Here is a 25894-nt window from a genome sequence, read left to right as displayed (position 1 = left end):
TCACCTTCTGCCGCCAAGCAGAGTAAGGGTGACGGATTGCACAAGGTTGGCGGACCAGGGATATAGGACCTGGCACTCCCGAAGGAGTCCCTGCGCAACCCGCCATAACACGAGAATGCGGGCGCAAAAAAAGCGCCTGCAGTCGTATTGGGGGCGCTGTTGCGCCTATATCTGTTTGGACCGCCAAGTCCAATCGCCGCATTTGCAGCGAAGGCCGAAGGGTAACGTGGAAGGAGAGTGGTAGCAACTCGTGAAGAGAGTAAAAAACCTCTGGAAACACCTTACTGACTGTTCAAGCAATTCATTAACTCGGACTACCTGCTGTCCAACCTTGGCTACAACCCGGATGACAGTGCCAAGCGCCTGGGTGACGGTTTCTACGAACAGAAACTGATCCAGCAAGCCATGGTTGCCCGCACCGGCCAGCGCTTTATCGACGGCCAGGACAGCGGCGAAAAACTCTTCAAGCACCTGATGGACAACGCCCTGCAGAGCAAGCAGCAGCTTGAACTGTCGGTGGGCGTGACCCTGACCGCGGAACAGGTCGCCGCCCTGACCCACGATATCGTCTGGCTGGAAAGCCATGAGGTGAATGGCGAACAGGTGCTGGTGCCGGTGCTGTACCTGGCCCACTCGAACAACCGCCTGGCGCCGAATGGCGCGCTGATCGCGGGCAAGGACGTGAGCCTGATTGCCGGCAAGGATTTGAACAACGTCGGCACCTTGCGTGCGGGCAATGACCTGTCGGCGGTGGCGGGGGAGAACCTGGTCAATAGTGGGTTGGTGGAGGCGGGGAAGGGGCTGGAGCTGAAGGCCGGCAAGGATCTGCTGAACAAGGCCGGCGGTGTTATAGCCGGACATGATGTGTCCTTGACGGCAACTGAGGGGGATGTGGTCAACGAACGGACCTTGACTCGTCATCAGAGCTCCACCGCCACCGGTAATGAGCAACGCGATTTTGTTGATAGTGCAGCGCGTATCGAGGCCGGCAACCATCTGACCCTGACTGCTGGCCGAGACCTGAAAAATACGGGTAGCGCATTGACCGCGGCCGGTGATGCGGTACTCAGCGCTGGACGTGACTTGTCCATTATGTCCACCGAACAGGCGAACAGCAGTAATGGCCGGTTCAAGAAGGACCTCTGGACGCGTAGTCAAACCACGCAAAATGCCGGTGATGTTCAGATAGCTGGCAGTCTGAAGGCAACAGCGGGTCAGGACATTCAAGTAGTGGCCAGCAAGGTTGCTGCCCAGAAAAGCCTGTCGATGGTTGCGGCACGAGATGTTGCCATCGAGTCTGCGGCCAATACAGGTCATAGCTCGTTCAAAACCAGCAACGGTAGAAGTTCTGACGATCAGGTTCGCCAGCAGTCTTCACGCATAGAGGCTGGTGGTGATCTGTCGATCAAGGCAGGCCAGGATCTGACGTTGGTGGCCAGCCAGGTTAAAGGTGCGCAGAACGTCGCTCTGGATGCCGCTCGCGATCTCAATGTGCTGTCGGCAAAGGATGAAAGTGCCTCTTTCATGTCCAAGAAGGGCAAAGGCTCCTTTGGTCAGAGCAGCAGCAAGCAGCAGGAGAGCTACCACAGCACCAACGTCGCTTCGGTGGTCGAGGCGGGTAAAGACCTGACCCTCAACACCAGCAAGAAAGCCGATGGCGGCATGAGTATCAACGGTGGCCGTGATGTCACGGTGATCGGCAGCCAGCTCAAGGCCGGCACAGACCTGATGATCGGCGCCACTGGCGATGTGGCGATCCTCTCTGGTGTCGAGGAGCACGGTTCCTACAGCAAGAAGACCAAGTCCGGTTTCCTCGGCCTGTCGAAAAGCGGCAAGAGCCAGTTGCAAACCACCGCGACCCAGGTCGGCAGCGAGCTGAGCGCCGGTAACGATGTGGTGGTGGCCGCCGGTAACGATATCCGCCTGCGAGCCAGTGAGGCCGCGGCCGGCAACGATGTTGAACTGCGCGCCGGGCTGGTCAAGGACACAGGCGATATCAACCTGGTTTCGGCCAACGACAGCGCTTACAGCCGCAGCGAGCAGTACAAGAAAAAGGTCGGCCTTTCCACCTCAGGGGCCAGTGTTTCCTTCGCCTCGGCCAAGGAGTCCGGGCGCCAGGCGCAAAGCAGCACCAGCGTGGGCAGCCAAGTGCTGGCCGATCGTGATGCGAGCCTGAAGGCCGAGCGTGACATCAATGTGGTGGGCAGCGGCATCAGCGCCGGGCGCAATGTCAGCCTCGACGCCGGACGCGACGTCAACGTGGTGGCGGCGCAGAACAGTTCGGCGGAGCAGGACTGGAAGAAGAGCAAGCAAGTCGGCGTGGGCGTCAGCAGCGACGACAACGGTGTCAGCTTCTTCGCCGGTGCCGAGCGCAACAAGGAAAAGAACCGCGTCGAGCAACAGACCGCCGCCGCCAGTCAGATCAGTGCTGGTGAAGACCTGTCGATCAACGCCAAGCGCGACATCAATCAGATCGGCTCCGACCTCAAGGCCGATCACGACATCAACCTGGTGGCCGGCCGCGATATCAAGATCGACGCCGCCCGGGAAGTGCGGGTGACCGAGCAGCAGCGTGAAAGCGAGCGCAACGGCCTGGGCGTCACCATCAACCACAACTATGGCAAGACCAAGGACGCGGTCAATGGTGCCGGCGACGGTGAAAACAACGTCAGCAAAGCCTCCAGCACCCTCAAGGCCGTCGACTCGGTCAGCCAGTTCCTCGCCGGGCCGACCGCCGACGTCAAGCTCGGCAACAGCAAGCAAAGCAGCAGCCAGGAGATCATCGAGCAGAGCAACCGCTCCTCAACCCTGCAGGCCGGCAATGACCTGAACCTCACGGCCAACAACGACGTGACGGTCAAGGGCAGCCAGCTGAGTGCCGGGCGCGATATCAACGTCAAAGGACGCGACGTCACCCTGGATGTGGCCAAAGGCAGCATCAGCGAGGAAACCCGCAACACCGAGAGTTGGGGCGGCATCCACGGCGGCACCAGCGGCGGCTTCAAGATCGGCGTTGGCGGCAGCTTCGGCACCGCCAACACCGAGAGCAGCCAGGGTTCCTCCACCGTCACCCAACTGGATGCCGGGCGCGACATCAACCTCAAGGCCAGCAACGACCTGAGCCTGATCGGGACCCAGGCCCAGGCCGGACGCAACATCGACCTGGATGCCGGCAACGAGCTCAACATCCGCGCCGCGCAGAACGACCACAGCAGCGAGAACAATCGCAACAGTGGCGGCGGGGAAATGGGCATCACCGTGGGAACCGATAAAGGCATCGGCTTCTATCTCAGCGTCAGTTTGGGTAAGGGCAATCTGGAGCGTGAGGGCGAGCGTCAGCAAGAGGCCTATCTCTATGCCGGGGACCGTCTGGGCTTCACCAGTGGTAAGGACACCAACATTTCTGGTGCCAACCTGCGTGGTGATGAAGTTATCGGGCGTGTCGGGGGGGACCTGAACGTCGCGTCGGTCGCCGATACTGGCAAGGTCAAGGGCAAGGAGTTCGACATCAGCGTCACTGCCACCATCGGCCCGGGCGCCGGTGTCAGTGGTTCGGTCGGTTACGGCCAGACCACCGGCAAGACTGATTGGGTTGAAGAACAAACCCGCATCACCGGCAAGAACAAGGTCGATATCCGCACCGAAAACCACACCCAGATCGACGGTGCGCTGATCGCCGCCGACAACGGCAACCTCAAGCTGGACACTGGCACCCTGGGCTTCAGCGACATCGCCGGCAAGGACAAGGAGCACGGTTATTACCTGAACGTTGGCGGCACCTACAGCTCCGGTAGTGACACCACACAAGACAGCAGCCAGGTGGGTAAAGGCAAGGAAGGTGAAACCGGCTGGAGCGTCAGCGGTTGGGATTACCAGAAGGACCGTGAGCAGATCGTACGCGCGACCGTCGGGGCGGGCGAGATCGTGGTGCGCAAGGATGCCGAGACCGGAGCCGATTCAACGGCCGGGCTGAACCGGGATGTGAGCAAGGCGTATGAGATCACCAAGGATGAAGAATCGCGTACGGATTTGTATGCGAGTAGTTCTTCCATCGACGCCGCACTAAAACCGGGTGAAACGTTACGGCAGTGGTCTAACTTACTGCTCAAATATCACCGAACCGCAAAAGATAACTATGACAGAGCTGCCCTTGATCTGAATCTGGCGCTTAACCGCATAGAAACCATCTTGGGGCGGCCAATGGACGCCCGTGCGGAAGCTGTTGCAGGTAAGGACCTGGCAGAAAGCACTCTTGAGGCACTCATTCTTTCAGGTAAGAGTCGCCGTGAAGCTATGGCGATGATGGGAGATCAAAAGTTCATCGATGGTGTACTTGTTGGTATCGCCTCATTAAATGGTATCGAGCCGAAGGTTCTGGAGGAAATTGAAAGGGTCGTAGAACCCAGTAACTATGTTCCTAGTCAAGGTTCGCTTGTACTAAAGGAAACGTCGGTTAATCCCAGTGGCATATTGGAACTTCAGGGGGTTTTATACAGTCTTGCGGCAGCTCAGAAATACATTAAGGAAAATCCAGAACAAGCGGAAGCTGTAGGCTATGTTATGGCTGCTGCGCAAGGGCCTAAAGGCGTTGCACAGTTTCTGGTGATGAAGGCTATTGAGGGGACAGAGTTTGGTAAAAAGTTTTCTGAAAATATGGGTAAGGTGGAAGCCTACGCGGGAAAAGCAGCAGCACAGGTCATTGAGGGGACAGAGTTAAATCCGAATCATCAAGGGGATGCATATGTAATTGGCGGTGGCGAGCTGATCTATAGTATCTTTACTGGTGCGTTGCCGGGTAAGAAGGGCGGGAAGGGTGAGACTCATGTTTCTGTTTCCGACGGCAGAGTTAATGAGCGTGGTGGGGGTTCTGGCGGTGACGCTGCAAAAGGAACTGGTGGGGCTGCTGGAAAGGTAGAAGACTTAGCTACTGCCGGGAAACCAGCTCGGCCAACACACAAACAGTCTGAGATTGATGTCGGTTCTGATCTTGGCTCTGGAGCTCGGCCACAAGTCAGTTACAAAAACGGTCAGGAGGTTCCTTACGGTACTTCGGGCAGTGTTCGTCCTGATTGGTGTGTGGGTGGTGTGTGCAGTGTTGAGGTGAAAAACTACAACATTGCGACGAATCAAAGCGGTTTGATTAGTAATGTTTCCAAGCAAGCTCTTCAGCGTGCAGAAAACTTACCAAAGGGAATGCAGCAGCAAGTAGTTATTGATGTTCGGGGTCAAATGGTAACTGTTGAACAGGAAAGGAACATAATTAAAGGAATTGTTCAGAAATCAAACGGCGCAATTAAACCTGAAGCTATTGAATTTAAGAGAAACTAATGAAGCGTGTAGGTTTTCAAGGCGGTAGTTCAATTTTTGAGCTCGGTACAGCTTCTGATATGGTTTGCTTTTTTTCTGTACTTAGAGAGAAGGCAGGATTGTTGAAAGTTGAACTGTTTTTGTTGGATAGACTGTTTCGTAGTTATTTGCGCCTTGAAGAGCTGGAGGGTACAAGGATATTGATGCTGAAGTCTAAAGAGTCTTTGTCTAATGTTGCTGGCAGTGTTGCTGCGCTGGAGGCGCTAGGGTGGGAGATGGAGAGCAGTTCTTTAAATATAGCTTGTTCAAATTTTGCAGAAGTTTTTATAAAGTACTTCGATGGTTTTGAATATTGCGTTGAGTCAGCTCTTGGATTCTATGAGGATTGGGGGATATATAAGCCTGTCAGGACAGTTGTCTGTGATATGCCGGATTACATGGTAGAGAAACTTCGACCATTAGAAGATTATGATAATCTTGCTCCTAATGATCTCCCATTCTGGTTGCGCTAATTATTTTATATTCCATGTCCCCCGGCTTTCGCCGGGGGCTTTCGTTATTCCGCAGTAATCACCAAACACCCCTTCATCACCCGCACTTTAACGTTCTCGTTTACCTCAAACCCTGCCTGCCGTAACCACAGCCCCCGTAGCCTGATCCAGGGCACGGGCCGGGCGAGGCAATAGTGGTTGCCCTTGTCGCTGGACGGGTAGAAATCGGCGGCGATTTTCAACCGGCGTTCTGTGACGGGGTTAGGTGACGTATGATCGGCCTTAGCCATGATTCAGCTCCTGTTTAGCTGCTTGTGGTTAGCGGGCTCAGGGTGTTGACGCACCTTGAGCCCGCGTCTTTTGGGTTACCGCGAAACCTCTTTTCCTTCGTCGCCTGTTCTGGCGGTGCCTGCGTATTAATTAGTCTGAGCGGGTTTTTCCGGTTCGTTCTTTGGTGTTCTGGCCGCCTGGGTCCAGCGCTTGGCGTCGTGCATGTGCAGCACACTGGCAATCACGGTTTCCAAGGCTTCGCGTTCTTTGTCGTCAAGCTTGGAAACAGCTTCGAACTGGAGTTTCAGCCGATCATCCGGCCCTCGTTCGTCTTCATCGAATAGCAGCATATCGGCGCTCACATTAAGCGCCAGAACGATCCGCCTAAAAACCTCAATGGTGGGCTGAGTGGTATTTCCCTCGTAACGGCGAAGCTGGGAAATATGCACGCCGATGGTGTCGGCCATTTGTTGCTGCGTCAGCCCGCGTTCTTTGCGCAGGGCGGCCAGGCGTTGAGGAAAGCTCATGGTCAGAACCAGCGTTGAAAAATCGCCGCCGACAACGGCAACCTCAAGCTGGACACTGGCACCCTGGGCTTCAGCGATATCGCCGGCAAGGACAAGGAGCACGGTTATTACCTGAACGTTGGCGGCACCTACAGCTCCGGTAGTGACACCACACAAGACAGCAGCCAGGTGGGTAAAGGCAAGGAAGGTGAAACCGGCTGGAGCGTCAGCGGTTGGGATTATCAGAAGGACCGTGAGCAGATCGTGCGCGCGACCGTCGGGGCGGGCGAGATCGTGGTGCGCAAGGATGCCGAGACCGGAGCCGATTCAACGGCCGGGCTGAACCGGGATGTGAGCAAGGCGTATGAGATCACCAAGGATGAAGAATCGCGTACGGATTTGTATGCGAGTAGTTCTTCCATCGACGCCGCACTAAAACCGGGTGAAACGTTACGGCAGTGGTCTAACTTACTGCTCAAATATCACCGAACCGCAAAAGATAACTATGACAGAGCTGCCCTTGATCTGAATCTGGCGCTTAACCGCATAGAAACCATCTTGGGGCGGCCAATGGACGCCCGTGCGGAAGCTGTTGCAGGTAAGGACCTGGCAGAAAGCACTCTTGAGGCACTCATTCTTTCAGGTAAGAGTCGCCGTGAAGCTATGGCGATGATGGGAGATCAAAAGTTCATCGATGGTGTACTTGTTGGTATCGCCTCATTAAATGGTATCGAGCCGAAGGTTCTGGAGGAAATTGAAAGGGTCGTAGAACCCAGTAACTATGTTTCTAGTCAAGGTTCGCTTGTACTAAAGGAAACGTCGGTTAATCCCAGTGGCATATTGGAACTTCAGGGGGTTTTATACAGTCTTGCGGCAGCTCAGAAATACATTAAGGAAAATCCAGAACAAGCGGAAGCTGTAGGCTATGTTATGGCTGCTGCGCAAGGGCCTAAAGGTGTTGCACAGTTTCTGGTGATGAAGGCTATTGAGGGGACAGAGTTTGGTAAAAAGTTTTCTGAAAATATGGGTAAGGTGGAAGCCTACGCGGGAAAAGCAGCAGCACAGGTCATTGAAGGGACAGAGTTAAATCCGAATCATCAAGGGTATGCAATATATAATTGGCGGTGGCGAGCTGATCTATAGCATCTTTACTGGTGCGTTACCGGGTAAGAAGGGAGGGAAGGGTGACTCTCATGTTTCTGTTTCCGACGGCAGAGTTAATGAGCGTGGTGGGGGTTCTGGCGGTGACGCTGCAAAAGCAACCGTGCCTTCGAAAACGGCGGTTCAAGAGCTTGAGGTAGACTCCTATAAAAATCTTAAGGCAAGAGAAGTTGTTGGAGATGGTCTAGAGCACGATTATATCCCTTCATTTGCTGCGTTGCGCACAGCAAAGGAAGCAGAGTTGGGCCGTCCCCTTACTGAGTTGGAAACCAAGACTCTCTACCAAAACTCTACTGCTGTAGAGGTCCCGCGAGATGTACATATTGCAGGTCCTACCTATGGCGGAAAAAATACGCCTGCTCAGATTCAGCAAGATGCAGCGGATCTGTGCGGTGCAGTTTGTCGTGACACAGATGCACTGCGAGCAAATTTGAACAATCGAGGTTATGATTCAAAGCTTGTGGATGAAACTGTTCAAAAAATAGTGGAAAGAAATCGCAAGGCAGGAGTTATTAAGTAATGAATACTTGGTCGGATTTTGTTCGGGCTCTTGGTCAAGATGAAGGTGGCTCAATAGTAACTGACTTGTGTCGAGAGGTCGGAGAGCCGCCAGCCGTTTCAGAGACCCCGGATAGCTATAATGACCCAGAAGGGAAGACAAAGTTTTATAAGTTTATTAAGTCCGGTTTGGAGCTTGGGTTTCGTTCGGGGAAGTTAAATCACGTTAATTTTTTTGTGCAGCGTCACGAAGGGTATTCGGCATATAAGACAGATGTGCTTGGTCGTATAGCTCAAACATGGCGTGTTCAAGATATTATTGCAGAGCTAGGCCCGCCTACCAAAGAGGCACCAGGTAAAGTTGATATGTTAATAGGGTGTATACAGCCATGGCTGAAGTATGAGTTTAAAACATATGCCCTACGCATGGAGTTTTCGGAGGATGGTCGCTTGTGGAAGGTGACATTAATGTCAAGTCTATAGCTCTAAGCGTAACAGTAGATTAAGTGATTTTGTGATTTTTAGATGCTGCAGAAGGAACTGGTGGGGCTGCTGGAAAGCTAGATACTCCCCAAATTACGATTAACCGCCAGAATGGTTCTGCATTTAAAAAGTAAGTAGTTGATGCGTTCAGTCACGTTGGGGGGCACGAAAAATATAAACTTGGTAATTGTTCAACTTCCTAATTGAAAGCAGGTAACAACAATATCCAGATATGTGGGGGAAAAGTGTTGGTGGTTTGCTAGAGGTAAAAATGTTAAAAATCTCTCTATGTCTGATCAGTTGCGAGCACAAATTAAGGTTGCGACTGATGCTGGGCAGCCTTTGAATCTTGTTGTTAGCCCGAGAACACTGGCTATTTCTCAACCACTTGTTAGGGGGATTGAGAATACAGGTGGTGGGATTTATAGGTATAATCCTAAAACAGGTTTGTTAACTGAATATTGATAATCTAATTATGCCATATATACAAATTTCAATTAGAACTAAATTAGATACATTTAACTGGCAGTTTGGTCGTGAGTTGATTCGTTCGCTGTGCGAGGGAGAAGGACCTATTTGTCCTGAGCAAATATCCAATAATCCAGATAGGTTTATAGAGCCATTTGTAAGTATCGAAGAATGCGAGGCTTATTGGGCTGCTAAAGGAAGTATGCGCGTCAATGGATCACTAATAGACTTTCATGATGATTTTGCCTGGCGTCGGAAAAAAAAGATTAAGTGTGTAGGGAGTATTCAGCATAAAACGCAGAATATTAAAGGTAATTTGGTGCCAGGCTCAGTAAATTTTTCTTCAGCCTGTAACGATAAAATTAATTGGTTTTCGTTGTTTAGATTGTGGTGTGAAATATTTTCGCCTCAACTTGGTATGCTTCATAAATTTGATGGAGTTGAGCTAGATCCTAAAAGTAAAAATAATAGCTTTCAAGTAGGGTCTTTTAAGGCTGCATTGAAGCCTGAAGTGTCAAATATTGGCTGGGCAATGTTTTATGGTGATGAGTTTGCAGAGGTGGTTGAAGCTGACCGAATTAAAGCAGCAGGCTTTCCTATTGAAAAAATAGGCAGTGGTTACTTGGTCAGAGTTACAGAAAATATTCAAGATGTTGTGAATGACTTTCCTCTTTTTTCCAGGCGTCGCGCCGAGCTGAAAGCTTTGTTTCGAGAGGGTTTTTTTCTCATCCAAGACGAGCCATTAATCTGAGTGCTTACTTATCTGAGTTCTTGCAGAGCAATCGTCTTAAACTTTTTATGCTTGGAATAATCCCCGGCTTTCGCCGGGGTGATTTTCTTACTCCGCCGTAATCACCAAACACCCCTTCATCACCCGTACTCTCACGTTCTCGTTCACCTCAACCCCTGCCTGCCGTAACCACAGCCCCCGTAGCCTGATCTAGGGCAGGGGACGGGCGATGGCGTAGTCATTGTCTTTGTCGCGGGACGGATAGAAATCGGCATTCAGTGATGGGGGGACGTAATCAACGTCAAAGGACGCGACGTCACCCTGGATGTGGCCAAAGGCAGCATCAGCGAGGAAACCCGCAACACCGAGAGCAGCCAGGGTTTCTCCACCGTCACCCAACTGGATGCCGGGCGCGACATCAACCTCAAGGCCAGCAACGACCTGAGCCTGATCGGGACCCAGGCCCAGGCCGGACGCAACATCGACCTGGATGCCGGCAACGAGCTCAACATCCGCGCCGCGCAGAACGACCACAGCAGCGAGAACAATCGCAACTGAATCGCCCCTGTCTTTGAAGCCCCATTCCTACTGGATCGTCTGCTTCTGCCGTAAGGCAGTTCCTAATTTGCCGAGAGGATTTTTTCTAGTCGGTTCGCCGCGACTTTCCCGGCTTACAATGCCGCCCCTCGTTGCCCGCTACGGTTCATTCCCGCGTGGCAACCAGCAGTTGAAACCCATCTCAAGGAAGACCCTCCATGCGTTTGCTGTCCCTGCTCTTCACCCTCGCTCTGCTCGCCGGTTGCGCTTCAACCCCGGACTATTACATCTCGCCCAAACCGGTACAGATTCCCGCCACCGCCACTTACTGGATCGACACTTTCAACCTGCAGTTGGTAGGGGAGAGCGAGCGGTTTCTGCCGCAGGACAAGCTGCGCCAGCAGTTGGGCATGGAACTGATCCGGCAACTGGGCAACGCCAATCGCTACGCTGCCACCAAGGAAAGCGCCGACTACCTGCTGGATGTGAACGCGGTATACAAGCGCCGCCTCAGTGATTCCAAGGGCGGGCTGGTGTCGATGATCGTCGATGACAACACGATCCTCGCCAGTGTCGATTTCGGCTACAAGGTCCAGGTCAAGCGCGACGGCGCCGAGGTGCTGCATTTCGCTCAGGAGCGCGATGGTTTGCAGCCTGCCGGGGCCATGGGCCAGTTGCGCAATATGAAGACCATGCTGGGGGCGATCACCAACAGCGGTAATTCGGATGTGGAGAGTTTCTACATTCGCACGCTGCCGAAGTTCATTGTCCGCGATATCACGGCCATTCCTTCTCGTTGAGAAGGGGGGCGCGGCGATGAATTCTCTCAGTTCAACTCGGGTGGTATGCTCACGCACGCCAGGTTGCTGGCTATCTGCCACGGATGCACAAGGCCTCGCTTGATGATGGCCGCCGGGTAACTTCGGTTGCTGATTCTGTGGTGCTGGCAACACTGCACTGAATTTTCAAGTGGGGGGTGGAAGCCCCCTTCGCCTATTCACCTGTCAATGGATGATGGCGCTCCGGCTGCGGGGCTCCACCCTGGGAATACGCCCATGCTCATGAATTACCTCGAACGCTCCATGTCGGCCTTGCGCTCCATCGGTATCACCTTTCCCAAGCAGGAGATGCCAGTACTGGCGCTGCTGGACAAGGTGGCGGTGTATGACGTCGAGCGGGTGACCAATATCGCCGCCACCCTGCAGCAGTCCACGGTGTTCAACGCCGCAGTGCGCGACAAGTTGCAGGGCATGGACATCAGCACCCGCTATGCGGATATCGCCACCAGCTTTGATTCGATCCGCAATGACGCCCAGCAGATGATGGAGTGGATGGCCGACGGCAAGTTGCAGTTCTCCGAGCGCATTCAGCTGGCGTGGCTGAACATGCGTCGTGGCTCGATCCCGGATCGTTTCGAGAGCATCCGCGAGAATTACCTGGCGGTGGCCAAGTCGGCCAATGAGCAGATCCAGCTGGAAACCCTGATCCTTGAGGCGTATCAGGATTATCGCCTGGCCATGAAGTCGGCCGAGGTGGATGCCTGTGAAGTGCAGAAGATTGCCCAGGCGCAGATGGACGCCGGGCGCAAGGCTCTGGCCGATGCCAGTGCCGCCCTGGAAGTGGCGGGGTTGGTGGCGGCGGATCAGGCCAAGCTGGAGCTTGAGCGGGATGTGGCCTTGCGCAATCTGCAGGACGAGGACAAGCGCTTCCAGATCATCACCGACATCGCCGATCAGTTGAAGGCCGCCTATGGCGCGGCGGAGCTGGTGTTTGCCCGGCTCAATCAGTACCACGCGGTGAAGGAGCGCCTGTATCAGCGGGCGGTGAGTTTCTTCGCCACCAACGAGATCGTGCTCACTGGGCTGGCGGCGGGCTTCACCTCGTCCGGCGGTCTGGCGGAAACCACCCAGACCCTGAATGCCATGAGCGATGGCATCAACACCAGCCTTGAAGTGCAGGCCCGTGTTGGTGGCGATCAGCTCAACGCGGCGCTCAAGGCCGGTTACGGTGCCAGCCTCAAGGCCAGTTCGGTGAAGGCCCTGGCGGATGCGGTGGTGGAGTTCCAGGCCAGCAGCCTGAATCTGATCCAGGAGTTGCGCAAGGAGTCGGCATCGGCCGCCGCCGAGATCGAGTCGGTGACTGAGGACAGCAAGCGTCGCTTCACCGCGCTCCTGCAGAAGGGGGTGTGAGGTGAGCGGGGTTTCTCTCAGCGAACAGATGGGCGCCATGGCGCTGGTCGATGAGTTGCGCCACAGCCAGACCGAGATCCAGAAGCACCTGGACCTGCCGCAGCATCGCAAGGCTGTGGCCGAGCGTATTCGTGAGTTCTACAAGGCCAAGGGGGTCGAGGTCGAGGACGCCCTGGTGGAGCAGGGGGTGCGCAATTACTTTGCCACGCGCCTGACCTACGAAGCGCCGACGCTGCGTTGGTGGGAGACACGACTGGCGGATACTTTCATACGTCGTGGCCAGCGGTTGAAATGGGTGGCGATCTGGACGCCTATCATCCTGTATTCGCTGTATGCCTGGACTCAGGTGATCAGCGACTTCAAACAGCAAGGTCGCTATACCCAGGCCGATCTGGTCAGCCTGCAGAACGAGGCGCACACCCGGACGCAGCAGGTGTTCTTGTTACAGGAGCAATTGGCCAAGCTGGAGCCTCAAGTAGCGAGCGCCCAAGTGGCGGCAGCCGGGCGTTTGCTGGATAAGGCCAAGACCCAGCTGGCGAGAGCCCGTGAGCAGGCGTCGATCAAGTTGCCGCAATTTGCCCTGCCTGAAGAGCAGCGCAGTTTCAACGACGGGGTCATGGTCTCCAATGCCACGAGCGACTTGAGAAAAAGCGCCACATCGCTGGAGGCGATGCGGGCTCAACTGGACGACATCGGCAGTCTGTTAATGGCGGCGCAGAAGCTCAAGACCCTGACCACCAGTCGCGAGTTTCTCGTGGCCAGCAAGGTCGTGCCCGAGGTAGCGGCGGCTGCCAAAGAGGCTCAAGGGGCCTTGGATGACGCTGATACCAGGGGCGTGGCGGTAGCTATGGCCAAGGTCGACCAGGCGGTCAGGCTGACCGATCAGCAAAGCCTGAACCCCAGCTACCTCGCCGCCCTTGAGGCGGCTCGGGCCAGCGTACGCCAGATGAACTTGAGCCAGGCGGATGCGGCGCAGTTCCAGCCGTTGCTGACCAAGGTCGATCAGGCAATCAAGGCCCTGGATGTCGCCGGCACCACCAGTGGGCTTAAGGAGATCGATCAGTTGCTGGCCTTCGCCAAGACGCCCTTGACGCTGGATATCGTGAGCCGTACCGGCGAGAAATCCATGGTCGAGCGCAACTACGACCCCACCGGGGGCAAGAGCTGGTATTTGCTGATCGAGGCTACCGACACGGCCGGCAATGTGATGCCGGTGCCGATCACCAGTATCGAGACCGGGGAGAAGCGCTACGCCAAGATGTTCGGTGTGCGGGTCGATCAGGCCACCTATCAGGAGGTCAAGAACGACAAGCTTGCCGATGGCCATGTGGATAACCGGCGCCTGGGCAGCAAGGATGCCAACTCCTTGAGCTTCAAGTTCCTCAAAGGGCGGACCACCGCCAAGCCTGCCTACATCCTGGAGTGGTGATGAGCTCAAATAATACGCTGATGCCTATGAGTGACGATTTGCAGCGCTATGACAGTGAACTGCGCGCTCTCCAGCAAGAGTTATCCCTGGCCCATAGTCGGGAGCTGAGCCTGCGGCAGGAGATCAGTTACGCGTTGGCCCAGATCGCCCGTTATCAACTCAAGGGAGATTTGCAACAGTCTCTTGAGATTACGCGTTTGTTGGAACAGCGCAAAAACGAAGAGGCCCAGGTAGCTGAACGTCAGGCGAAGGCTGAGGCTGGCGTGGAGCGGCATCAACAGATGTTGCTGGAGGTCTCTGCAGAGGTTCAGGCCCAGAGTGCGGCGCTCGATCGCCAGTTGGCTGAAGACCCTGAGTATCAGCAGCAGGTTCATGCCTTGCACGCCACTGAGGCGGCGCAAGCTGCTGCGGCCGAATCCTGTAGAGAGTTGCGTGACGAGTGCGCGACCAAGTTGCGGAGCTTTCAGGTGGATCGGCTGTATCTGTACCTTAAAGTGCGCAAGTTTGGTACCGAGACGTACCCGCGTTGGACGCCTTGGCGGGGCTTGGATCGGTGGGTCGCCAAGCTTTGCAACTTCACTGCAAACTGGCAGGCCGAGCAGACCCTGCTTGCCATTCAGGAGGCCAGCGAAGCGGCTCTCCGTCAGGCTGAACGGGAGCTGGCGGCCCAGCAGGCCAAAGTGTCCAATTTGCATAGCCGGTTTTCCGCAGCTTTTGATTTTGTGAAGTTGCAGCAGGCTCTCAGAGCAGGAGCGCAGGCATTGGACGCGGCCAAGGTTCAGGCCAAGGAAGTCTACGCCGAACTGGAGGTCTTCAGTCTCAGGCGTGATCAGCATCTGGTCCGGGCGTCGCAGCTGCTGGCTGAGCAATTGAACGATATGAGTATTCAGGAGTTGGAGCGACTGGCCGCGCAGACGGTAGGCCCAGAGGATGATGCGCTGGTGTTGCAAGTCCGAGGAATGCGTGTCGAGCTGGATGAGCTGCAGGTTCGTGTGCCGCTTCTAGAGCGCAAGTGTAAGAAGGCTCGCAAGGAATATAAGCAGGCCAAGCGGATAGAACGCCTGCTGGAGGAAGAGGAGGAGGCTGATGAGGCCGACGAATCCAGTGCCGGCGAGGGTAGGGCTGCGGTGCTGAGTTTGGTGAAAAGTGCCTTTACGGTAGCGAATGCATTAGCCGAAGCGACTTTGGGCAACAGCCCTAATTCCGGGCCCTCCAGATCCAGCAGTTCGTGGGGCGACTCAGGTGCTAGCCGTGCGTCCAGCAGCTCTGCTTTCAGCGATTTGTTGAAAGGCTCAGACTCAAGAGTTTCATCGAGTCGCACCAGCTCCAGTTCCAGCGGTTCGTGGAAATCTTCAGGTGCTAGCACATCCTCGAGTGGCACTGGCTCCGAGGCTTCGTCGAGCAGTTCTGGGTTCAGTACTTCTTCGAGCAGTACCCGTTCCCGCGACGGTGGAAGCTTCTCCACCAGCGACAGCCTCTAGGGCGCGCAGGGCTCAAGCGGAAAAAATACGGGGGAGCATTGGCTCCCCCGTGTCGTTTCCGGGTGGGTTCTGCGCTAAAGCGCCTTCACCGGAATGCAGATCTCACACTCCAGCTCCCCCGTCTTGACGTCGTAATAGGCATCCACCGGATAGCGCTCGAAGGCCGGGCGCGGGTCGAATTGCAAGCCGCTCTTGGGCAGCCAGTCGCGGCACAGTTCGATCCAGGCATCGCCGATGGCCGGGCCAAGCCCTCGGTAGGAGGCCACGGCATACAGGCCACCGGGCAGGGTGGTGACTACGGCGGGGGCTCGGGCATTGAAGTCTTCAGGGACTTCCACGCAGGCGTCGTAGCGGCATTTGTCGGCCGGGGTGACGTCCGGGTCATCGTGACCGATACCGTAGCGCACGCGGTTGAACAGGTTGTGCGCAAGCATCCAGGGCGCGGCGGTTTCGCGCCAGAACAGGCCGATGCCCGGGCCGTAGGCGCCGATGTAGCGCAGGTAGGCCACGCGGCTGGTGGGCAGCTGCTGCAGGGTGACGTTCATGGTGGTGTCCTTCAGGTGCATGAAGGCGTCAGGATCGTCGAAGGCGGGGATGTGGGTCTGATCAGGATTGCTCAATTCCCGCAAACGGCGTTCGCGGATGTCGTCGAGGCGACGGTGCCAGCGTTTTGGTTCGGTGTCGCGCCAGGTGCTGGGGGAGACTGAGAAGTGTTGTTTGAAGGCGCGGGAGAATGCCTCTCCCGAGCCGAAGCCAACCTCCAGGGCGATTTCCAGGATCGAGGCCTCGGGGCGGCTGGCCATGAGGTAGGCGCCACAGGCCAGGCGCCGGCGCCGTAGATAGGCGCCCAGCGGTTCGCCGACCCAGGCGCTGAACAGGCGATGGAAGTGGTAGGGCGAGAAATGCGCCACCCGCGCCAGATCCGCCAGCTCCAGGGGCTGGTCCAGGTGTTGGTCGATATGCTCCAGAACACGGCTCATGCGCAGGGTGTATTCGTGGAGGCTGTGATAGGCGGCGGTCATGATTGAAGCTTAGTTGGCTGGGCAGGATCGCCGTCGCAGTCTGCGACAGGTTTGTGCTGGTCATTCGCCGACAATCCGCTTCCTACGGGGGTAGGAGCCGGTTTATCGGCGAAAGCGCTCTCAATCCTCACAGCCGCAACCGGAGCTGCCCTTGTTCTTCGATGCTTCCTCATACCGATCGTGATGGCGAACCCAACCCATGATCTGCTGCTCATTTCGCCCCTTGGGGGTCAGGTCCAGGAAGTTGTAGGCCCCCACCAACAGATCCAGGCCACGGGCGTAGGTGGAGTAGGTATGAAAGATCTCACCCTGGTCGTTGCGATAGAACACGCTCAGCCCCGGCAATTCCTCTTCGCCGCCACTGGCCCTTTCATAGTTGTAGGTCGCGCTGCCCTCGGCCAGTTGCTCGGCACTGAGGCTGACCCCGAAGTCCCGGTTGAAGTTGTCACCGGCACTGGAATACCAGTCGAAGCGCCAGCCCATGCGCTGGCGGAAGGCCTGGAATTCGGCATAGGGCGCATGGGACACCGCCACCAGGGCCACGTCGTGATGGGCCAGGTGCTGGTTGGCGCCATCGAAATGGTCGGCGAGGAATGAACAGCCTTTGCAGCCATCCTCCCAGCCGGCACCGAACATGAAGTGATAGACCAGCAACTGGCTGCGACCGCCGAACAGCTCCGCCAGGCTCAGCGGGCCCTTGGGGCCCTGAAAGCGATAGGGCTGGTCGATCTTTACCCAGGGCAGCGCCCGACGTTCGGCACTGAGTTGGTCGCGTTGGCGGGTAAAGGCCTTTTCGTGGATCAGGTGTTGCTTGCGCGCTTGCAGCCATTGTTCCCGGGAGACCACGGGGTGATCGGTGATGCTCATGGCGTCTCTCCTCACGGCAGGGGCGATAGGTCTTACACACGCTAGTCGTTTGGCGTGGTCGTGGGTCGACAAGCTGCCCAGTGGTTTTCCGATCAGGGGTCACCTCGGAGCGGGGTATTTGCTGAACGGCACAAAGCCCTGCCGGTCACAACCTGTGAAAGGCAGTTCATTCTCTTGTCTGGAGGTTGAATCAGGATGACGACGTATAACTGGGATCTGATCGAACGACTGCTGCACGAGGTGCAGAACGGTGCCGGCCACAGTTTCACCCCGCGCGCCTATGCCGAGCAGCATGCCGCCGCGAAGGCGGTGGCGGGGGAGCCCTCTGGCAATCTGGATGACCTGAAAGGCATGGCCAGCGGATACGAAAAGTTGCTGCTGGACAGGCGCTTTATTCAGGCCAGGCCGGAGGTCGAAGGGGGCAATGGCGAGAACTTCGTGCTGACGCCCCGTGGCTCCAGTCTGCTGTGCCTGATCGACAGCAGTATTCCGGGTCATGATCACCCGCGTCAGGTGCTGGATGAGCAGGTTGACGGGCTGGCCCCGGAAACCTTTGACGAGGTGGCGTCCAAGGCCCAGATCGCCTAGACGATGATAGGGCTAGCTAGCCCTGGTGGGCGTTCTGCAGGCATTTCAAGGCGGTGAAATCCTTGCGTATGCCGTCGATCTTCTGCAGCAGGCGCTGGCGTTGGCCCGGGCTGCTTGCGGCCATCAGGTCCACCAACAGGCTGCGCGCGGCCTGTTCGGTGTGGGCGTAGGCCCGGCGGTAGTCGGCTGTCCATAAGCTTTCGCGGTTGACCAGCAACTGCTCGATGCGTTGAGGGAAGTCGTTGTTCTGGCGCTGTTCCACGGCCGCGCTGAACTGTGCCTGCCAGTGCGCGCGGTTGGCGATCCATTGTTGGTTCTGCTCCCCCAGTGACGCGGACCACTGCTCGACTCGCTGCTGCTGGCTTGGACTCAAGGGGCCCATCCAGGCATTCAGACGCTTGCTCATGCGTTGGCTGCGTTGCTCGATCTGTCGTGGCAGGGGCGGCTTGAGGTATTGCTCCTGGTGCTTTTGCAGGTCCTTGGCGAAGGCTGCATTCATGTCCTTGACCTGCTGGTCGTCCAGGTCCTGCAGCAGTTCCACTGCTGACGGAGCGATTTGTCGTGCGGTTGCGGCGATGGCTTGTTTCGCTTCCTGGGTACGGGCCTGTAGCGCCTGGTCATTGACCTGGTTGTCTTGCACCATCAGTTGCAGGCGATCGAGCCAGTCCAGGTAGCCCGGCAACTGGGTGGTGCAATGCCAGTTCAGGTGCTGCTGCAGACGCTGGTCGAACCAGCTCTTCTGTTCGCTGCGCATGTCCAGGTAGTCGTTGAGGGACCAGGGGATGATCACATCCAGGTTGCGATAGGCCAGGCCGACCCGGCTGCAGGCACTGAGCAGCAGGCTGAGGATCAGGAGCGGGATAAGCAGGTGCCACCGGCGCGACATGTTCGAGTCCTGGCGAGTGCGGGGTCTTTCATCTGAACCCGGAAGACCTCTGGCAGTTCAGCCGCTTAATAGAACGCCCGCTCGGCCTTGAAGGTGAGCAGGCCGTCGCATTCGGCGTTGTGTCCGGAGTAGGCGGAGCAGTCCGTACCGTTGAGGCTGGAGTCACTGTAGATCAGGTTCAGGTCGATCCCCAGCCAGGGCCGCGAGAGTTTGATCGACCAGTCGCTGAAGCCGGCGACATAACCGCCGTTGGCTACAGACACGCCATTGTTCAACTGGTGAGTGGTGTATTTGACGCTGACGCCTATGCCGAACGGCGGGTTGCCGCCCAGGTCGGCGAACAGGGTGCTGTTGCGTTTGTCTGGATCATTGCTGAAGGCCGCGCCGAAGCGGCTGCCCAGCAGGCTCAGGCCGCCGTAGAACTCCTGGCTGTCCTGGGTGTGCAGTTGCGGGTAGTTGTAGTGGATCATCCCCCACTCGTAGCCCAGGGTCTGATCGAAGGGCTGCTTGAAGCCCAGGTAGGAGTCCACTTCTAGATTGCTCGAAGGGCTCAGGCCCATGCTCGGGGACCATTGTCCAAAGTACCAGCCGCTGTCGTGGCTCAGGTCGAGGCCGCCATGGAAGGAGCCACTGGATGAGGGTTTGACCAGTCCCTGGGCCATGCTGCGGCTTGGGCTGGTGCCCAGCTTGAGGTCGAAGTCGCCCAGTTCACGCTGGAAAATCTGCCCTTGGGCGAGGGGGGAGGCCAGCAGCAGGCTGACGACCAGGACTGAGGGTTTGAGCATGCAGCACTCCCAGGACTGCGCGGAGTGACAACCTGAAAGTCGGTTGAAACGATTGATCTAGAAGGTCGCAAGAATACCGGCGAATGCCTGGGGATGAGGGCCGTTCGTCGATTTGTTCACAGATAGGAGGGGGGATGAAGGTGCCAGTCCTAGCGCTTTGAGGGCAAAGCGCTAAGGGACCAGAATAGTGCGGGGGGTTACTTTTTGCCGAGGCTGATCTGTTTGGATGGGCCGAAAGTCTGGCCACTGACACCTTTGTCAATTTGCTGGATTTCGCCGCCCGATTTCAGGAAGGCCGCGATTTGTTCGTTGATCGATTCGCTGGTTTCAACGGCGGGAGCTGGTTTTGCTTTGCTGTTGGAGGCTTTTACTCGCATGGCGGCCATTTAACCTGTCGGGAAAATTAATTTGGCCAGGCATCTTATCAGAAATGCTTGACAATTGCTTGGCAAATATTATTGGGAATGATGGCGTGCTTTTATGCTTTTTCCCTAAGTTTATCTCGCTGAAATCTTCCTAAGTGGCTGTTTTAAATAAGGACCTTTTACCAGGAGTACGCGTTGCAACGCGTTTGTACGGGCATGATAGCCCTTTGTCCGCCGGACGAATGGGTAGCGGCTCGTCAAGAGGGCCAGAAAATCAAGGCTCCTCATGGATTTTCCCCATTGGCGTTTCAGGAGCGTCAACGCCGGCGCGGAAAACAGGTAGAATGTCGCCCACGCAATGAGGGTATTGGAAATGGCTTTAGTCGGGCGCTACAACAGTTTGCAAGTGGTTAAACACACTAACTTCGGTTTGTATCTGGACGGTGGTGCGGATGGCGAAATATTGCTGCCCAATCGTTATATTCCCAAGGATATTCCCAGTGAAGATGAAGACTGGTTGAATGTTTTTGTTTATCTGGACAGTGCTGACAAGTTAATCGCAACTACCGAGAAGCCGAAAGTTCAAGTCGGCGAGTTCGCCAGTCTTAAAGTTGTCGAAGTTAACAGCATCGGGGTGTTCCTGGATTGGGGGCTGCCCAAGGATCTGCTGCTGCCGTACTCCGAGGAAAAGCGCCAGATGACGGCCGGCGAGTACTGCGTGGTGCATGTCTACCTGGACAAGCACACCCGCCGTATCACCGCCACGGCCCGCCTGGACCGCTACTTGGACAAGACTGCGGCCACTTACAAGGCGGGCGAGGAAGTCGACCTGTTGGTGGCAGAATCCACCGACATGGGCTTCAAGGCGATTATCAACAACAAGCACTGGGGTCTGATTCACAAGAACGAAGTGTTCAAGTTCCTGCGTTCCGGTATGCAAGAGAAGGGCTTCATCAAGGAAGTACGAACCGATGGCAAGATCAGCCTCAGCCTGCAACCGGTGGGTGAACAGGCGGCCACCAGCCTGAACTCGAAGATCCTCGCCAAGTTGCGGGAAAGCAATGGCACCCTGGCGGTCAGTGACAAGAGCGATCCTGCATTGATCAGCAGTTTGTTCGGGGTCAGCAAGGGTAACTTCAAGAAGGCTATCGGCACGCTCTACAAACAGGGCCAGATTGTCATTCATGCAGATCGCATCGAGCTAAGCTGAAACGCATTTCATCCTGCGGTCGACGCTCATGAAAACCACGCTGGTTGCCTGGTTCGCCACCTTACTGGCTTTTTTGCTGCTCGACGCACTGTGGCTGGGGCTGATGATGGGCCCCACCTACCGGGCCCAACTGGGTTCACTGCTGCTTGAACAGCCGCGGCTGCTGCCAGCGGCGCTGTTCTATCTCCTCTACGTCTCGGGTTGTGTGTTGTTCGCGGTGCGGCCTGCCCTGCTTCAGGGCGGCTGGCAGCGTGCGGCACGCCTGGGGGCGCTGCTCGGGCTGGTGGCCTACGGCACTTATGACCTGAGCAACTGGGCGACCTTGAAGGGCTGGTCGGCGTCGCTGGCCGTAATGGACATGGCCTGGGGCTTGGTGGTCAGTGCCCTGGCCTGCAGTTTCGGTGTCTATTGTGCTGGTCGTTGGGCGCCCGTTGCAGGTTCTGGGCCACGGGGCTAAGCGGTCTTGCTTGACGGTTTTTCATCATCATTCGCCCCCGGCGGTTCTCGGGGAGCTGTCTTTATATATCGGGTAAGTAGCATGTTGTTGCATCAATGTGAGGAGGGGCGGTGAGTATCGAGCGACGCAACGTCGATGGATTTGCCCTGAAGGTGATGGTGGGGCTGTGCCTGATTTGGGGCGTGCAGCAGGTGATGATCAAATGGGCGGCGGCAGATATTGCGCCGGTGATGCAGGCTGCCGCCCGTTCCGGGATCTCGGCGCTGCTGGTGGCCCTGCTGATGTGCTGGAAAGGCGGATGGTCCCAGGTTTCCAGTACCTGGCGCGGTGGCTTGTTGGCCGGCGCTCTGTTCGGCCTGGAGTTCTTGTGCATTGCCGAGGGCCTGAAACTGACCAGTGCGGCGCACATGTCGGTGTTTCTTTATACCGCGCCGATCTTTACCGCACTCGGGGTCAATTGGCTGCTGCCCAGTGAGCGCTTGCGCCCTTTGCAGTGGCTGGGGATTGTCCTTGCCTTTGTCGGCATCAGCATTGCTTTTGCCGGGGGGATCTCACTGGACAACCTGGATCGGCGCATGCTCCTGGGCGACGCGCTGGGGGTTTTGGCGGGGTTGGCCTGGGGCGCTACCACGGTGGTGGTACGTGCTTCGCGATTGTCCGAGGCGCCGGCAACCCTGACCCTGTTCTATCAATTGATTGTCGGCTTTGTCGGCTTGTTGTTGATTGCTGTGCTCAGCGGCCAGGTGACCCAGGTCAGCCTGACCCCGGTGGCCGTGGCCAGTGTGTTGTTCCAGGGCCTGGTGGTATCGTTTTTCAGCTACTTGACCTGGTTCTGGCTGCTGCGTCGTTATCTGGCGGCGAACCTGGCGGTGTTTTCCTTCATGACGCCGATGTTCGGCGTAACCTTCGGCGTCGTATTGCTGGGTGAGCCCTTGAGCCTCAACTTTGTGTTTGGCGCGATGCTGGTGCTGTTGGGCATTACCTTTGTCAGCGCCGAGCAATGGCTGCGCCGGCGGATCCAGCGCTGGTTGTAGCGAGCCGCGGTTCTCCTCGGCGGGGGGGCTGCGACCGATGCACTCATGGCAGCGCTGCGCAGTGCTGCGGCACTGGCCGTTGTTGCCACAGCAATCCGCCACTGATCAACAAACCACATCCTGCCAGCATCAGGGCCAGTTGCAGGTTGCCGCTGATGTGGCTACTCAGGGCTGCCAGCAATGGACCGCTCAACTGGCCCACGGCGAAGCAGGCAGTGAGCAGGCCGGCATTGCGTTGGGCTGATTGTGGCGCCAGTTCCCGGGAGCGCTGCATGACCAGTTGCATGCAGGCCAGAAATGGCGTGCCACAGAGCAATACACCCAGCACCAGCCCCAGGCCACTGCCCAGCAGGCAGGCGAAAACCCCGAGGGCCTGTAGCCACAAGGTTGCGATCAACCATTGGCGGGTACTGCCTGGGGTATTTCGGCGCAGGCTGACCAGGGCGACACCCAGGGCAGCGGCCAGGCCGAAGGCGGGCCAGAACAGATCGGCTTGCCACTGGCCCTGAAAGCGTACGTTGGCCATCTGCGAGAGGAAGGTCGCGGGGATGATGTAACCCACGCCATACAGGCCATAGACCAGCCCGAGGCGCCACACGCTCTGCTCATTTGGTGAGGCGTTTTGCCGGGTGGGACTGAGCGTTGTCTGGGCCTGCGGCAGTATCGGCAGGATCACCAGCAACATCAGCAAGGCGACACCGGCATACAGCAACCACAGGTTGGCGGAGCTCTGCCCCAGCGCGTTGGCCCCCAAGGCCAGCAGGCCAGTGAGCATGATGCCCAGCCCCGGACCGGCAAACACCAGGGCCCCCAGGCGTGGCCGACCAGCAGCCAGGGCCAGGGGCTGGCTCAGGGCAGTGATCATCACCAGCACCCAGGCACTGGCCACCCCAGTGCCGAAACGCAGCAGCAGATGTGCCCAGAAGCCCTGGGCCCAGAACGAGGCCAGGGTCAGCAGTACGCATAGCCACAGGCCTCCCAGCAGGCGCTTGCGCACCTGGGTCGGGCGTCGGGCGAACATGGCGTCCAGCGCCCCGATGAGGTAGCCCAGGTAGTTGGCCGCGGCGATCAGTCCGGCAGCGGTCAGGTCGACCAGGCCTTCGCTGATCAAGTGCGGCAGTTGTGGCGTCAGGGCGAAACGACCAATACCCATGGCCATCATCAGGGCAATGAAACTGGCGAGTAAGCGCAGTAGGGGAGACATGCTCGGTTTTCCATCGGCAAGGACAATGACCGCCAGGCTAGGGCTGATTGAAATTCTTTAAAAATGAATAATACTGAGTAACTTGTTCAGTTTTGGAGAATGGTATGGAGTTCAGCCAACTGCGCATTTTCCAGGCCGTAGCCGAAGAAGGCTCTATCACCCGGGCTGCTGAGCGGCTGCATCGGGTGCCGTCGAATCTCTCGACACGGCTCAAGCAGCTCGAAGAGCAACTGGGGGTCGAGCTGTTCCTGCGCGAGCGCCAGCGCCTGCAGTTGTCGCCGGCGGGCAAGGTGTTGCTGGATTACGCCGGGCGCCTGTTTGCCCTGCACGACGAGGCCCATGCCGCGGTGCAGGGCGGTCAGCCAGCGGGGGATTTTGTCTTGGGGACCATGTATAGCACCGCGGCGATTCATTTGCCGGAACTGTTGGCGCGCTACCACCGGGCCTATCCGGCGGTGAACCTGCAGGTGCAGTCCGGGCCCAGTGGCGAGCTGTTGGAAGGGCTGCTCACCGGTCGCCTGGACGCGGCCCTGGTGGATGGGCCGCTGCAGTTGGCGGGGCTGGATGGCGTGCCTTTGTGTGATGAAACCCTGGTGCTGATCAGCGAGGCCGATCACCCTCCGGTGCGCACCGCCCGGGATGTTGAGGGGCGCTCGGTGTTCACTTTTCGCCAAGGCTGTTCCTATCGCATGCGCCTGGAGTCGTGGTTTGCCCATTACCATGCGGTCATGGGGCGGGCGATGGAGATCGAGTCCTATCAGGGCATGCTGGCCTGCGTGATCGCCGGCTCCGGGGTGGCGTTGATGGCCCAGTCGATGCTCGACAGCCTGCCGGGTCGCGAGAGTGTAGCGGTGCATGCGCTGGCCGAGCCGTTCGCCCATGCCACTACCTGGCTGATGTGGCGCAAGGGCATGCTCGGGGCCAATCTCAATGCCTGGATCGAGCTGCAGCAGGGCGCTGGCGGGAACGGCGCGCAGCCGCTGCATGCCATGGGCTGAATACCCATGGCCGATTTGCCTAAATCCAGTAACAGTTCATTGCTATTGCAGGGCTGCGCGGTGGAAAAGTTAGGGCTATCATCTGCTGAAGGCGGCACAGTATCGCTGCTCGGCACGACCCTGAGGGGGCACTATGAAAGACAAACTGCAAAGCTGGCTACACGACCTTGGCGTCGCACTGGGCCTGATCGAGCCACCGCTGCAACCGGTGCCGATTCCTACCGACGAAGAGCTGCGGCGCCGTCGGCAACGCCGTCGTTGAGCTGACGCGAGAGCGGAGTCCAGACTCCGGCTCTCGCTTGGCTTTCCTGACAACGAGGTGCTGGACCATAGGTCCGAGGTTATCGGGTCAATCCTCGTTTTGCCGGGACATTTCCAGCAGCCATTCGATCAGGTCGTGGACACTCTCCGCGGTGCTGATTCCTCGTTGTTCTTCAAGGGCCGGGACGCATAGATCAAACCTGTCCTCCAGGCGCCAAAGCATCTCTTCGATATCACCCTTGTCCAGTCCTAGCGCTTGCAGGCGGCTGCAGTCGTCCAGGCAAGTGCGCTCACCCAGCCATTGGCGGATGAGTGAGTACACGGCCTGACGCGCTTCGGTGCGCTTCATCAGCCAGCCCCGCAGGCTCAGGCAGTCATGTCTGGCGGGAGGGGTGTGGCTCGTGGCGGCGGGTTTTTTCCAGGATGAATTGACTGAGGTCGTTGATGGAGCTGATCCAGTACAAGTCGTGCTCGGGGTCGAGCCTGACGTTGAACTCGCATTCCAGGCTATGCAGCAGGGCCTTCAAGTCCAGTGAGTAAGTATCGTTGCTGAGGGCCTGGCAGGATGGAATCGACCATTTCAAGGCCATCTGCGCCTCGATGGCGTGGCGGATGCTTTGTTGGATGTCGAAACGGTCCATAAACACCTCAGGGCAGGGTAGAGGTT

The 25894-nt window shown here is 57.3% G+C and carries 26 protein-coding genes and 3 pseudogenes; 18 read left to right on the top strand and 11 right to left on the bottom strand.

Features of this window, described 5'->3' with window-relative positions; translation table 11 throughout:
• Positions 1-294: 294 nt before the first annotated feature.
• A pseudogene (locus GV818_RS07065) lies at positions 295-5328 on the top strand (hemagglutinin repeat-containing protein); the annotation flags it as partial.
• Positions 5328-5819, top strand: coding sequence for a hypothetical protein (locus GV818_RS07060; RefSeq protein WP_161776165.1), 492 nt, complete (start codon positions 5328-5330; stop codon positions 5817-5819). The pseudogene GV818_RS07065 and the gene GV818_RS07060, both read left to right, overlap by 1 nt.
• Before the next feature lie 44 nt (positions 5820-5863).
• Here the strand turns inward: GV818_RS07060 and GV818_RS07055 are convergent, their stop codons facing one another.
• Both GV818_RS07055 and GV818_RS07050 read right to left on the bottom strand, forming a co-directional pair.
• On the bottom strand, positions 5864-6088 hold the full coding sequence (locus GV818_RS07055) for a SymE family type I addiction module toxin (RefSeq protein WP_161776163.1): 225 nt from the start codon (positions 6086-6088) through the stop codon (positions 5864-5866).
• Between the two features lie 126 nt (positions 6089-6214).
• Positions 6215-6595 (bottom strand): helix-turn-helix domain-containing protein, encoded by a 381-nt coding sequence (locus GV818_RS07050; protein ID WP_161776186.1) that lies wholly within the window; start codon positions 6593-6595, stop codon positions 6215-6217.
• 21 nt (positions 6596-6616) lie between these two features.
• Here GV818_RS07050 and GV818_RS34950 point away from each other — a divergent pair.
• The 5 genes and pseudogenes from GV818_RS34950 to GV818_RS07025 all read left to right on the top strand — a co-directional run.
• Positions 6617-7010, top strand: a pseudogene (locus GV818_RS34950) (toxin C-terminal domain-containing protein); the annotation flags it as partial.
• Between the two features lie 669 nt (positions 7011-7679).
• Complete coding sequence (locus GV818_RS07040) at positions 7680-8255, top strand: hypothetical protein (RefSeq protein ID WP_161776161.1); 576 nt, start codon at positions 7680-7682, stop codon at positions 8253-8255.
• A complete protein-coding gene (locus GV818_RS07035) occupies positions 8255-8716 on the top strand; it encodes a hypothetical protein (protein ID WP_161776159.1) in 462 nt (153 codons plus the stop codon). The genes GV818_RS07040 and GV818_RS07035 overlap by 1 nt, the downstream gene beginning before the upstream one ends.
• Before the next feature lie 288 nt (positions 8717-9004).
• Complete coding sequence (locus tag GV818_RS34945) at positions 9005-9181, top strand: putative toxin (RefSeq protein WP_161776157.1); 177 nt, start codon at positions 9005-9007, stop codon at positions 9179-9181.
• A gap of 10 nt (positions 9182-9191) precedes the next feature.
• Positions 9192-9935: a hypothetical protein gene (locus tag GV818_RS07025; protein WP_178124753.1), complete on the top strand. Its 744-nt coding sequence runs from the start codon at positions 9192-9194 to the stop codon at positions 9933-9935.
• Between the two features lie 87 nt (positions 9936-10022).
• Here GV818_RS07025 and GV818_RS34940 read toward each other — a convergent pair whose 3' ends face one another.
• Positions 10023-10124 (bottom strand): SymE family type I addiction module toxin, encoded by a 102-nt coding sequence (locus GV818_RS34940; protein ID WP_161776183.1) that lies wholly within the window; start codon positions 10122-10124, stop codon positions 10023-10025.
• Between the two features lie 75 nt (positions 10125-10199).
• On the opposite strand from GV818_RS34940, the pseudogene GV818_RS07015 reads away from it, so the two are divergent.
• The 5 genes and pseudogenes from GV818_RS07015 to GV818_RS06995 form a co-directional block, all read left to right on the top strand.
• Positions 10200-10469 (top strand): annotated as a pseudogene (locus GV818_RS07015) (hemagglutinin repeat-containing protein); the annotation flags it as partial.
• Positions 10470-10669: 200 nt separating this feature from the next.
• A complete protein-coding gene (locus tag GV818_RS07010; RefSeq protein WP_161776153.1) occupies positions 10670-11251 on the top strand; it encodes a hypothetical protein in 582 nt (193 codons plus the stop codon).
• Positions 11252-11512: 261 nt separating this feature from the next.
• Positions 11513-12640: a merozoite surface protein 3b gene (locus tag GV818_RS07005; RefSeq protein ID WP_161753908.1), complete on the top strand. Its 1128-nt coding sequence runs from the start codon at positions 11513-11515 to the stop codon at positions 12638-12640.
• Between the two features lies 1 nt (position 12641).
• Positions 12642-14069, top strand: a complete 1428-nt coding sequence (locus GV818_RS07000) for a DUF6384 family protein (RefSeq protein WP_178124752.1) — start codon at positions 12642-12644, stop codon at positions 14067-14069.
• Entirely contained in the window at positions 14069-15550 is a 1482-nt protein-coding gene (locus GV818_RS06995) for a hypothetical protein (RefSeq protein WP_161776151.1), read from the top strand. The genes GV818_RS07000 and GV818_RS06995 overlap by 1 nt, the downstream gene beginning before the upstream one ends.
• A gap of 74 nt (positions 15551-15624) precedes the next feature.
• Here GV818_RS06995 and GV818_RS06990 read toward each other — a convergent pair whose 3' ends face one another.
• Positions 15625-16572 (bottom strand): AraC family transcriptional regulator, encoded by a 948-nt coding sequence (locus GV818_RS06990; RefSeq protein WP_161776149.1) that lies wholly within the window; start codon positions 16570-16572, stop codon positions 15625-15627.
• Positions 16573-16692: 120 nt separating this feature from the next.
• A complete protein-coding gene (locus GV818_RS06985; protein ID WP_161776147.1) occupies positions 16693-17439 on the bottom strand; it encodes a DUF899 domain-containing protein in 747 nt (248 codons plus the stop codon).
• 195 nt (positions 17440-17634) lie between these two features.
• Here GV818_RS06985 and GV818_RS06980 point away from each other — a divergent pair, with 195 nt between their 5' ends.
• A complete protein-coding gene (locus GV818_RS06980) occupies positions 17635-18027 on the top strand; it encodes a transcriptional regulator (protein ID WP_161776145.1) in 393 nt (130 codons plus the stop codon).
• A 16-nt stretch (positions 18028-18043) separates the two neighbouring features.
• On the opposite strand, the gene GV818_RS06975 is transcribed toward GV818_RS06980, so the two are convergent.
• The 3 genes from GV818_RS06975 to GV818_RS06965 all read right to left on the bottom strand — a co-directional run bounded on the left by GV818_RS06975 (position 18044) and on the right by GV818_RS06965 (position 20084).
• Positions 18044-18913, bottom strand: a complete 870-nt coding sequence (locus tag GV818_RS06975) for a DUF6279 family lipoprotein (RefSeq protein ID WP_161776143.1) — start codon at positions 18911-18913, stop codon at positions 18044-18046.
• A 65-nt stretch (positions 18914-18978) separates the two neighbouring features.
• Positions 18979-19698 carry a TorF family putative porin gene (locus GV818_RS06970; RefSeq protein WP_161776141.1) on the bottom strand — a complete coding sequence of 240 codons (720 nt, stop codon included), beginning with the start codon at positions 19696-19698 and terminating at the stop codon, positions 18979-18981.
• Between the two features lie 197 nt (positions 19699-19895).
• Positions 19896-20084 carry a hypothetical protein gene (locus tag GV818_RS06965; RefSeq protein WP_178124751.1) on the bottom strand — a complete coding sequence of 63 codons (189 nt, stop codon included), beginning with the start codon at positions 20082-20084 and terminating at the stop codon, positions 19896-19898.
• A 352-nt stretch (positions 20085-20436) separates the two neighbouring features.
• On the opposite strand from GV818_RS06965, the gene GV818_RS06960 reads away from it, so the two are divergent.
• The 3 genes from GV818_RS06960 to GV818_RS06950 all read left to right on the top strand — a co-directional run bounded on the left by GV818_RS06960 (position 20437) and on the right by GV818_RS06950 (position 22764).
• Complete coding sequence (locus GV818_RS06960) at positions 20437-21273, top strand: CvfB family protein (protein ID WP_161753857.1); 837 nt, start codon at positions 20437-20439, stop codon at positions 21271-21273.
• A 28-nt stretch (positions 21274-21301) separates the two neighbouring features.
• Positions 21302-21730, top strand: a complete 429-nt coding sequence (locus tag GV818_RS06955) for a DUF2177 family protein (RefSeq protein ID WP_161753856.1) — start codon at positions 21302-21304, stop codon at positions 21728-21730.
• Positions 21731-21840: 110 nt separating this feature from the next.
• Positions 21841-22764, top strand: coding sequence for a DMT family transporter (locus GV818_RS06950; protein WP_161753854.1), 924 nt, complete (start codon positions 21841-21843; stop codon positions 22762-22764).
• Between the two features lie 43 nt (positions 22765-22807).
• Here the strand turns inward: GV818_RS06950 and GV818_RS06945 are convergent, their stop codons facing one another.
• Positions 22808-23968, bottom strand: a complete 1161-nt coding sequence (locus GV818_RS06945; RefSeq protein ID WP_161776139.1) for an MFS transporter — start codon at positions 23966-23968, stop codon at positions 22808-22810.
• Between the two features lie 104 nt (positions 23969-24072).
• Between GV818_RS06945 and ptrR the strand changes: the two genes are divergently transcribed.
• Together ptrR and GV818_RS34375 are read left to right on the top strand one after the other, a co-directional pair.
• Positions 24073-24966, top strand: a complete 894-nt coding sequence (ptrR, locus tag GV818_RS06940) for a putrescine utilization regulator PtrR (RefSeq protein WP_161776137.1) — start codon at positions 24073-24075, stop codon at positions 24964-24966.
• Between the two features lie 133 nt (positions 24967-25099).
• The gene (locus GV818_RS34375; protein ID WP_256667336.1) at positions 25100-25228 is read left to right on the top strand and encodes a PA1414 family protein; all 129 of its coding nucleotides are present in this window, start codon (positions 25100-25102) and stop codon (positions 25226-25228) included.
• Between the two features lie 87 nt (positions 25229-25315).
• On the opposite strand, the gene GV818_RS06935 is transcribed toward GV818_RS34375, so the two are convergent.
• Both GV818_RS06935 and GV818_RS06930 read right to left on the bottom strand, forming a co-directional pair.
• Positions 25316-25576 (bottom strand): hypothetical protein, encoded by a 261-nt coding sequence (locus GV818_RS06935; protein WP_161753847.1) that lies wholly within the window; start codon positions 25574-25576, stop codon positions 25316-25318.
• 25 nt (positions 25577-25601) lie between these two features.
• A complete protein-coding gene (locus GV818_RS06930; protein ID WP_161753845.1) occupies positions 25602-25868 on the bottom strand; it encodes an acyl carrier protein in 267 nt (88 codons plus the stop codon).
• Between the last annotated feature and the right edge of the window lie 26 nt (positions 25869-25894).

It is taken from the genome of Pseudomonas sp. Fl4BN1 (assembly GCF_009908285.1).
GTDB lineage: Bacteria > Pseudomonadota > Gammaproteobacteria > Pseudomonadales > Pseudomonadaceae > Aquipseudomonas.
Note: the sequence above shows the minus strand (reverse complement) of the source record. Positions and strands in the feature narration are given on the sequence as shown.

Bases quoted from the DNA above. Each gene is read 5' to 3' on its own strand.
- GV818_RS07055 (WP_161776163.1), bottom strand. From the start codon at position 6,088: ATGGCTAAGGCCGATCATACGTCACCTAACCCCGTCACAGAACGCCGG.
- GV818_RS07010 (WP_161776153.1), top strand. From the start codon at position 10,670: ATGCGTTTGCTGTCCCTGCTCTTCACCCTCGCTCTGCTCGCCGGTTGC.
- GV818_RS07005 (WP_161753908.1), top strand. From the start codon at position 11,513: ATGAATTACCTCGAACGCTCCATGTCGGCCTTGCGCTCCATCGGTATC.
- GV818_RS07060 (WP_161776165.1), top strand. From the start codon at position 5,328: ATGAAGCGTGTAGGTTTTCAAGGCGGTAGTTCAATTTTTGAGCTCGGT.
- GV818_RS06935 (WP_161753847.1), bottom strand. From the start codon at position 25,576: ATGAAGCGCACCGAAGCGCGTCAGGCCGTGTACTCACTCATCCGCCAA.
- GV818_RS07025 (WP_178124753.1), top strand. From the start codon at position 9,192: ATGCCATATATACAAATTTCAATTAGAACTAAATTAGATACATTTAAC.
- GV818_RS06960 (WP_161753857.1), top strand. From the start codon at position 20,437: ATGGCTTTAGTCGGGCGCTACAACAGTTTGCAAGTGGTTAAACACACT.
- GV818_RS06970 (WP_161776141.1), bottom strand. From the start codon at position 19,698: ATGCTCAAACCCTCAGTCCTGGTCGTCAGCCTGCTGCTGGCCTCCCCC.
- GV818_RS06930 (WP_161753845.1), bottom strand. From the start codon at position 25,868: ATGGACCGTTTCGACATCCAACAAAGCATCCGCCACGCCATCGAGGCG.
- GV818_RS07035 (WP_161776159.1), top strand. From the start codon at position 8,255: ATGAATACTTGGTCGGATTTTGTTCGGGCTCTTGGTCAAGATGAAGGT.
- GV818_RS06955 (WP_161753856.1), top strand. From the start codon at position 21,302: ATGAAAACCACGCTGGTTGCCTGGTTCGCCACCTTACTGGCTTTTTTG.
- ptrR (WP_161776137.1), top strand. From the start codon at position 24,073: ATGGAGTTCAGCCAACTGCGCATTTTCCAGGCCGTAGCCGAAGAAGGC.
- GV818_RS07040 (WP_161776161.1), top strand. From the start codon at position 7,680: ATGCAATATATAATTGGCGGTGGCGAGCTGATCTATAGCATCTTTACT.
- GV818_RS34375 (WP_256667336.1), top strand. From the start codon at position 25,100: ATGAAAGACAAACTGCAAAGCTGGCTACACGACCTTGGCGTCGCACTG.
- GV818_RS06945 (WP_161776139.1), bottom strand. From the start codon at position 23,968: ATGTCTCCCCTACTGCGCTTACTCGCCAGTTTCATTGCCCTGATGATG.
- GV818_RS06985 (WP_161776147.1), bottom strand. From the start codon at position 17,439: ATGAGCATCACCGATCACCCCGTGGTCTCCCGGGAACAATGGCTGCAA.
- GV818_RS34945 (WP_161776157.1), top strand. From the start codon at position 9,005: ATGTCTGATCAGTTGCGAGCACAAATTAAGGTTGCGACTGATGCTGGG.
- GV818_RS06990 (WP_161776149.1), bottom strand. From the start codon at position 16,572: ATGACCGCCGCCTATCACAGCCTCCACGAATACACCCTGCGCATGAGC.
- GV818_RS06975 (WP_161776143.1), bottom strand. From the start codon at position 18,913: ATGTCGCGCCGGTGGCACCTGCTTATCCCGCTCCTGATCCTCAGCCTG.
- GV818_RS06995 (WP_161776151.1), top strand. From the start codon at position 14,069: ATGAGCTCAAATAATACGCTGATGCCTATGAGTGACGATTTGCAGCGC.
- GV818_RS07050 (WP_161776186.1), bottom strand. From the start codon at position 6,595: ATGAGCTTTCCTCAACGCCTGGCCGCCCTGCGCAAAGAACGCGGGCTG.
- GV818_RS06965 (WP_178124751.1), bottom strand. From the start codon at position 20,084: ATGGCCGCCATGCGAGTAAAAGCCTCCAACAGCAAAGCAAAACCAGCT.
- GV818_RS06980 (WP_161776145.1), top strand. From the start codon at position 17,635: ATGACGACGTATAACTGGGATCTGATCGAACGACTGCTGCACGAGGTG.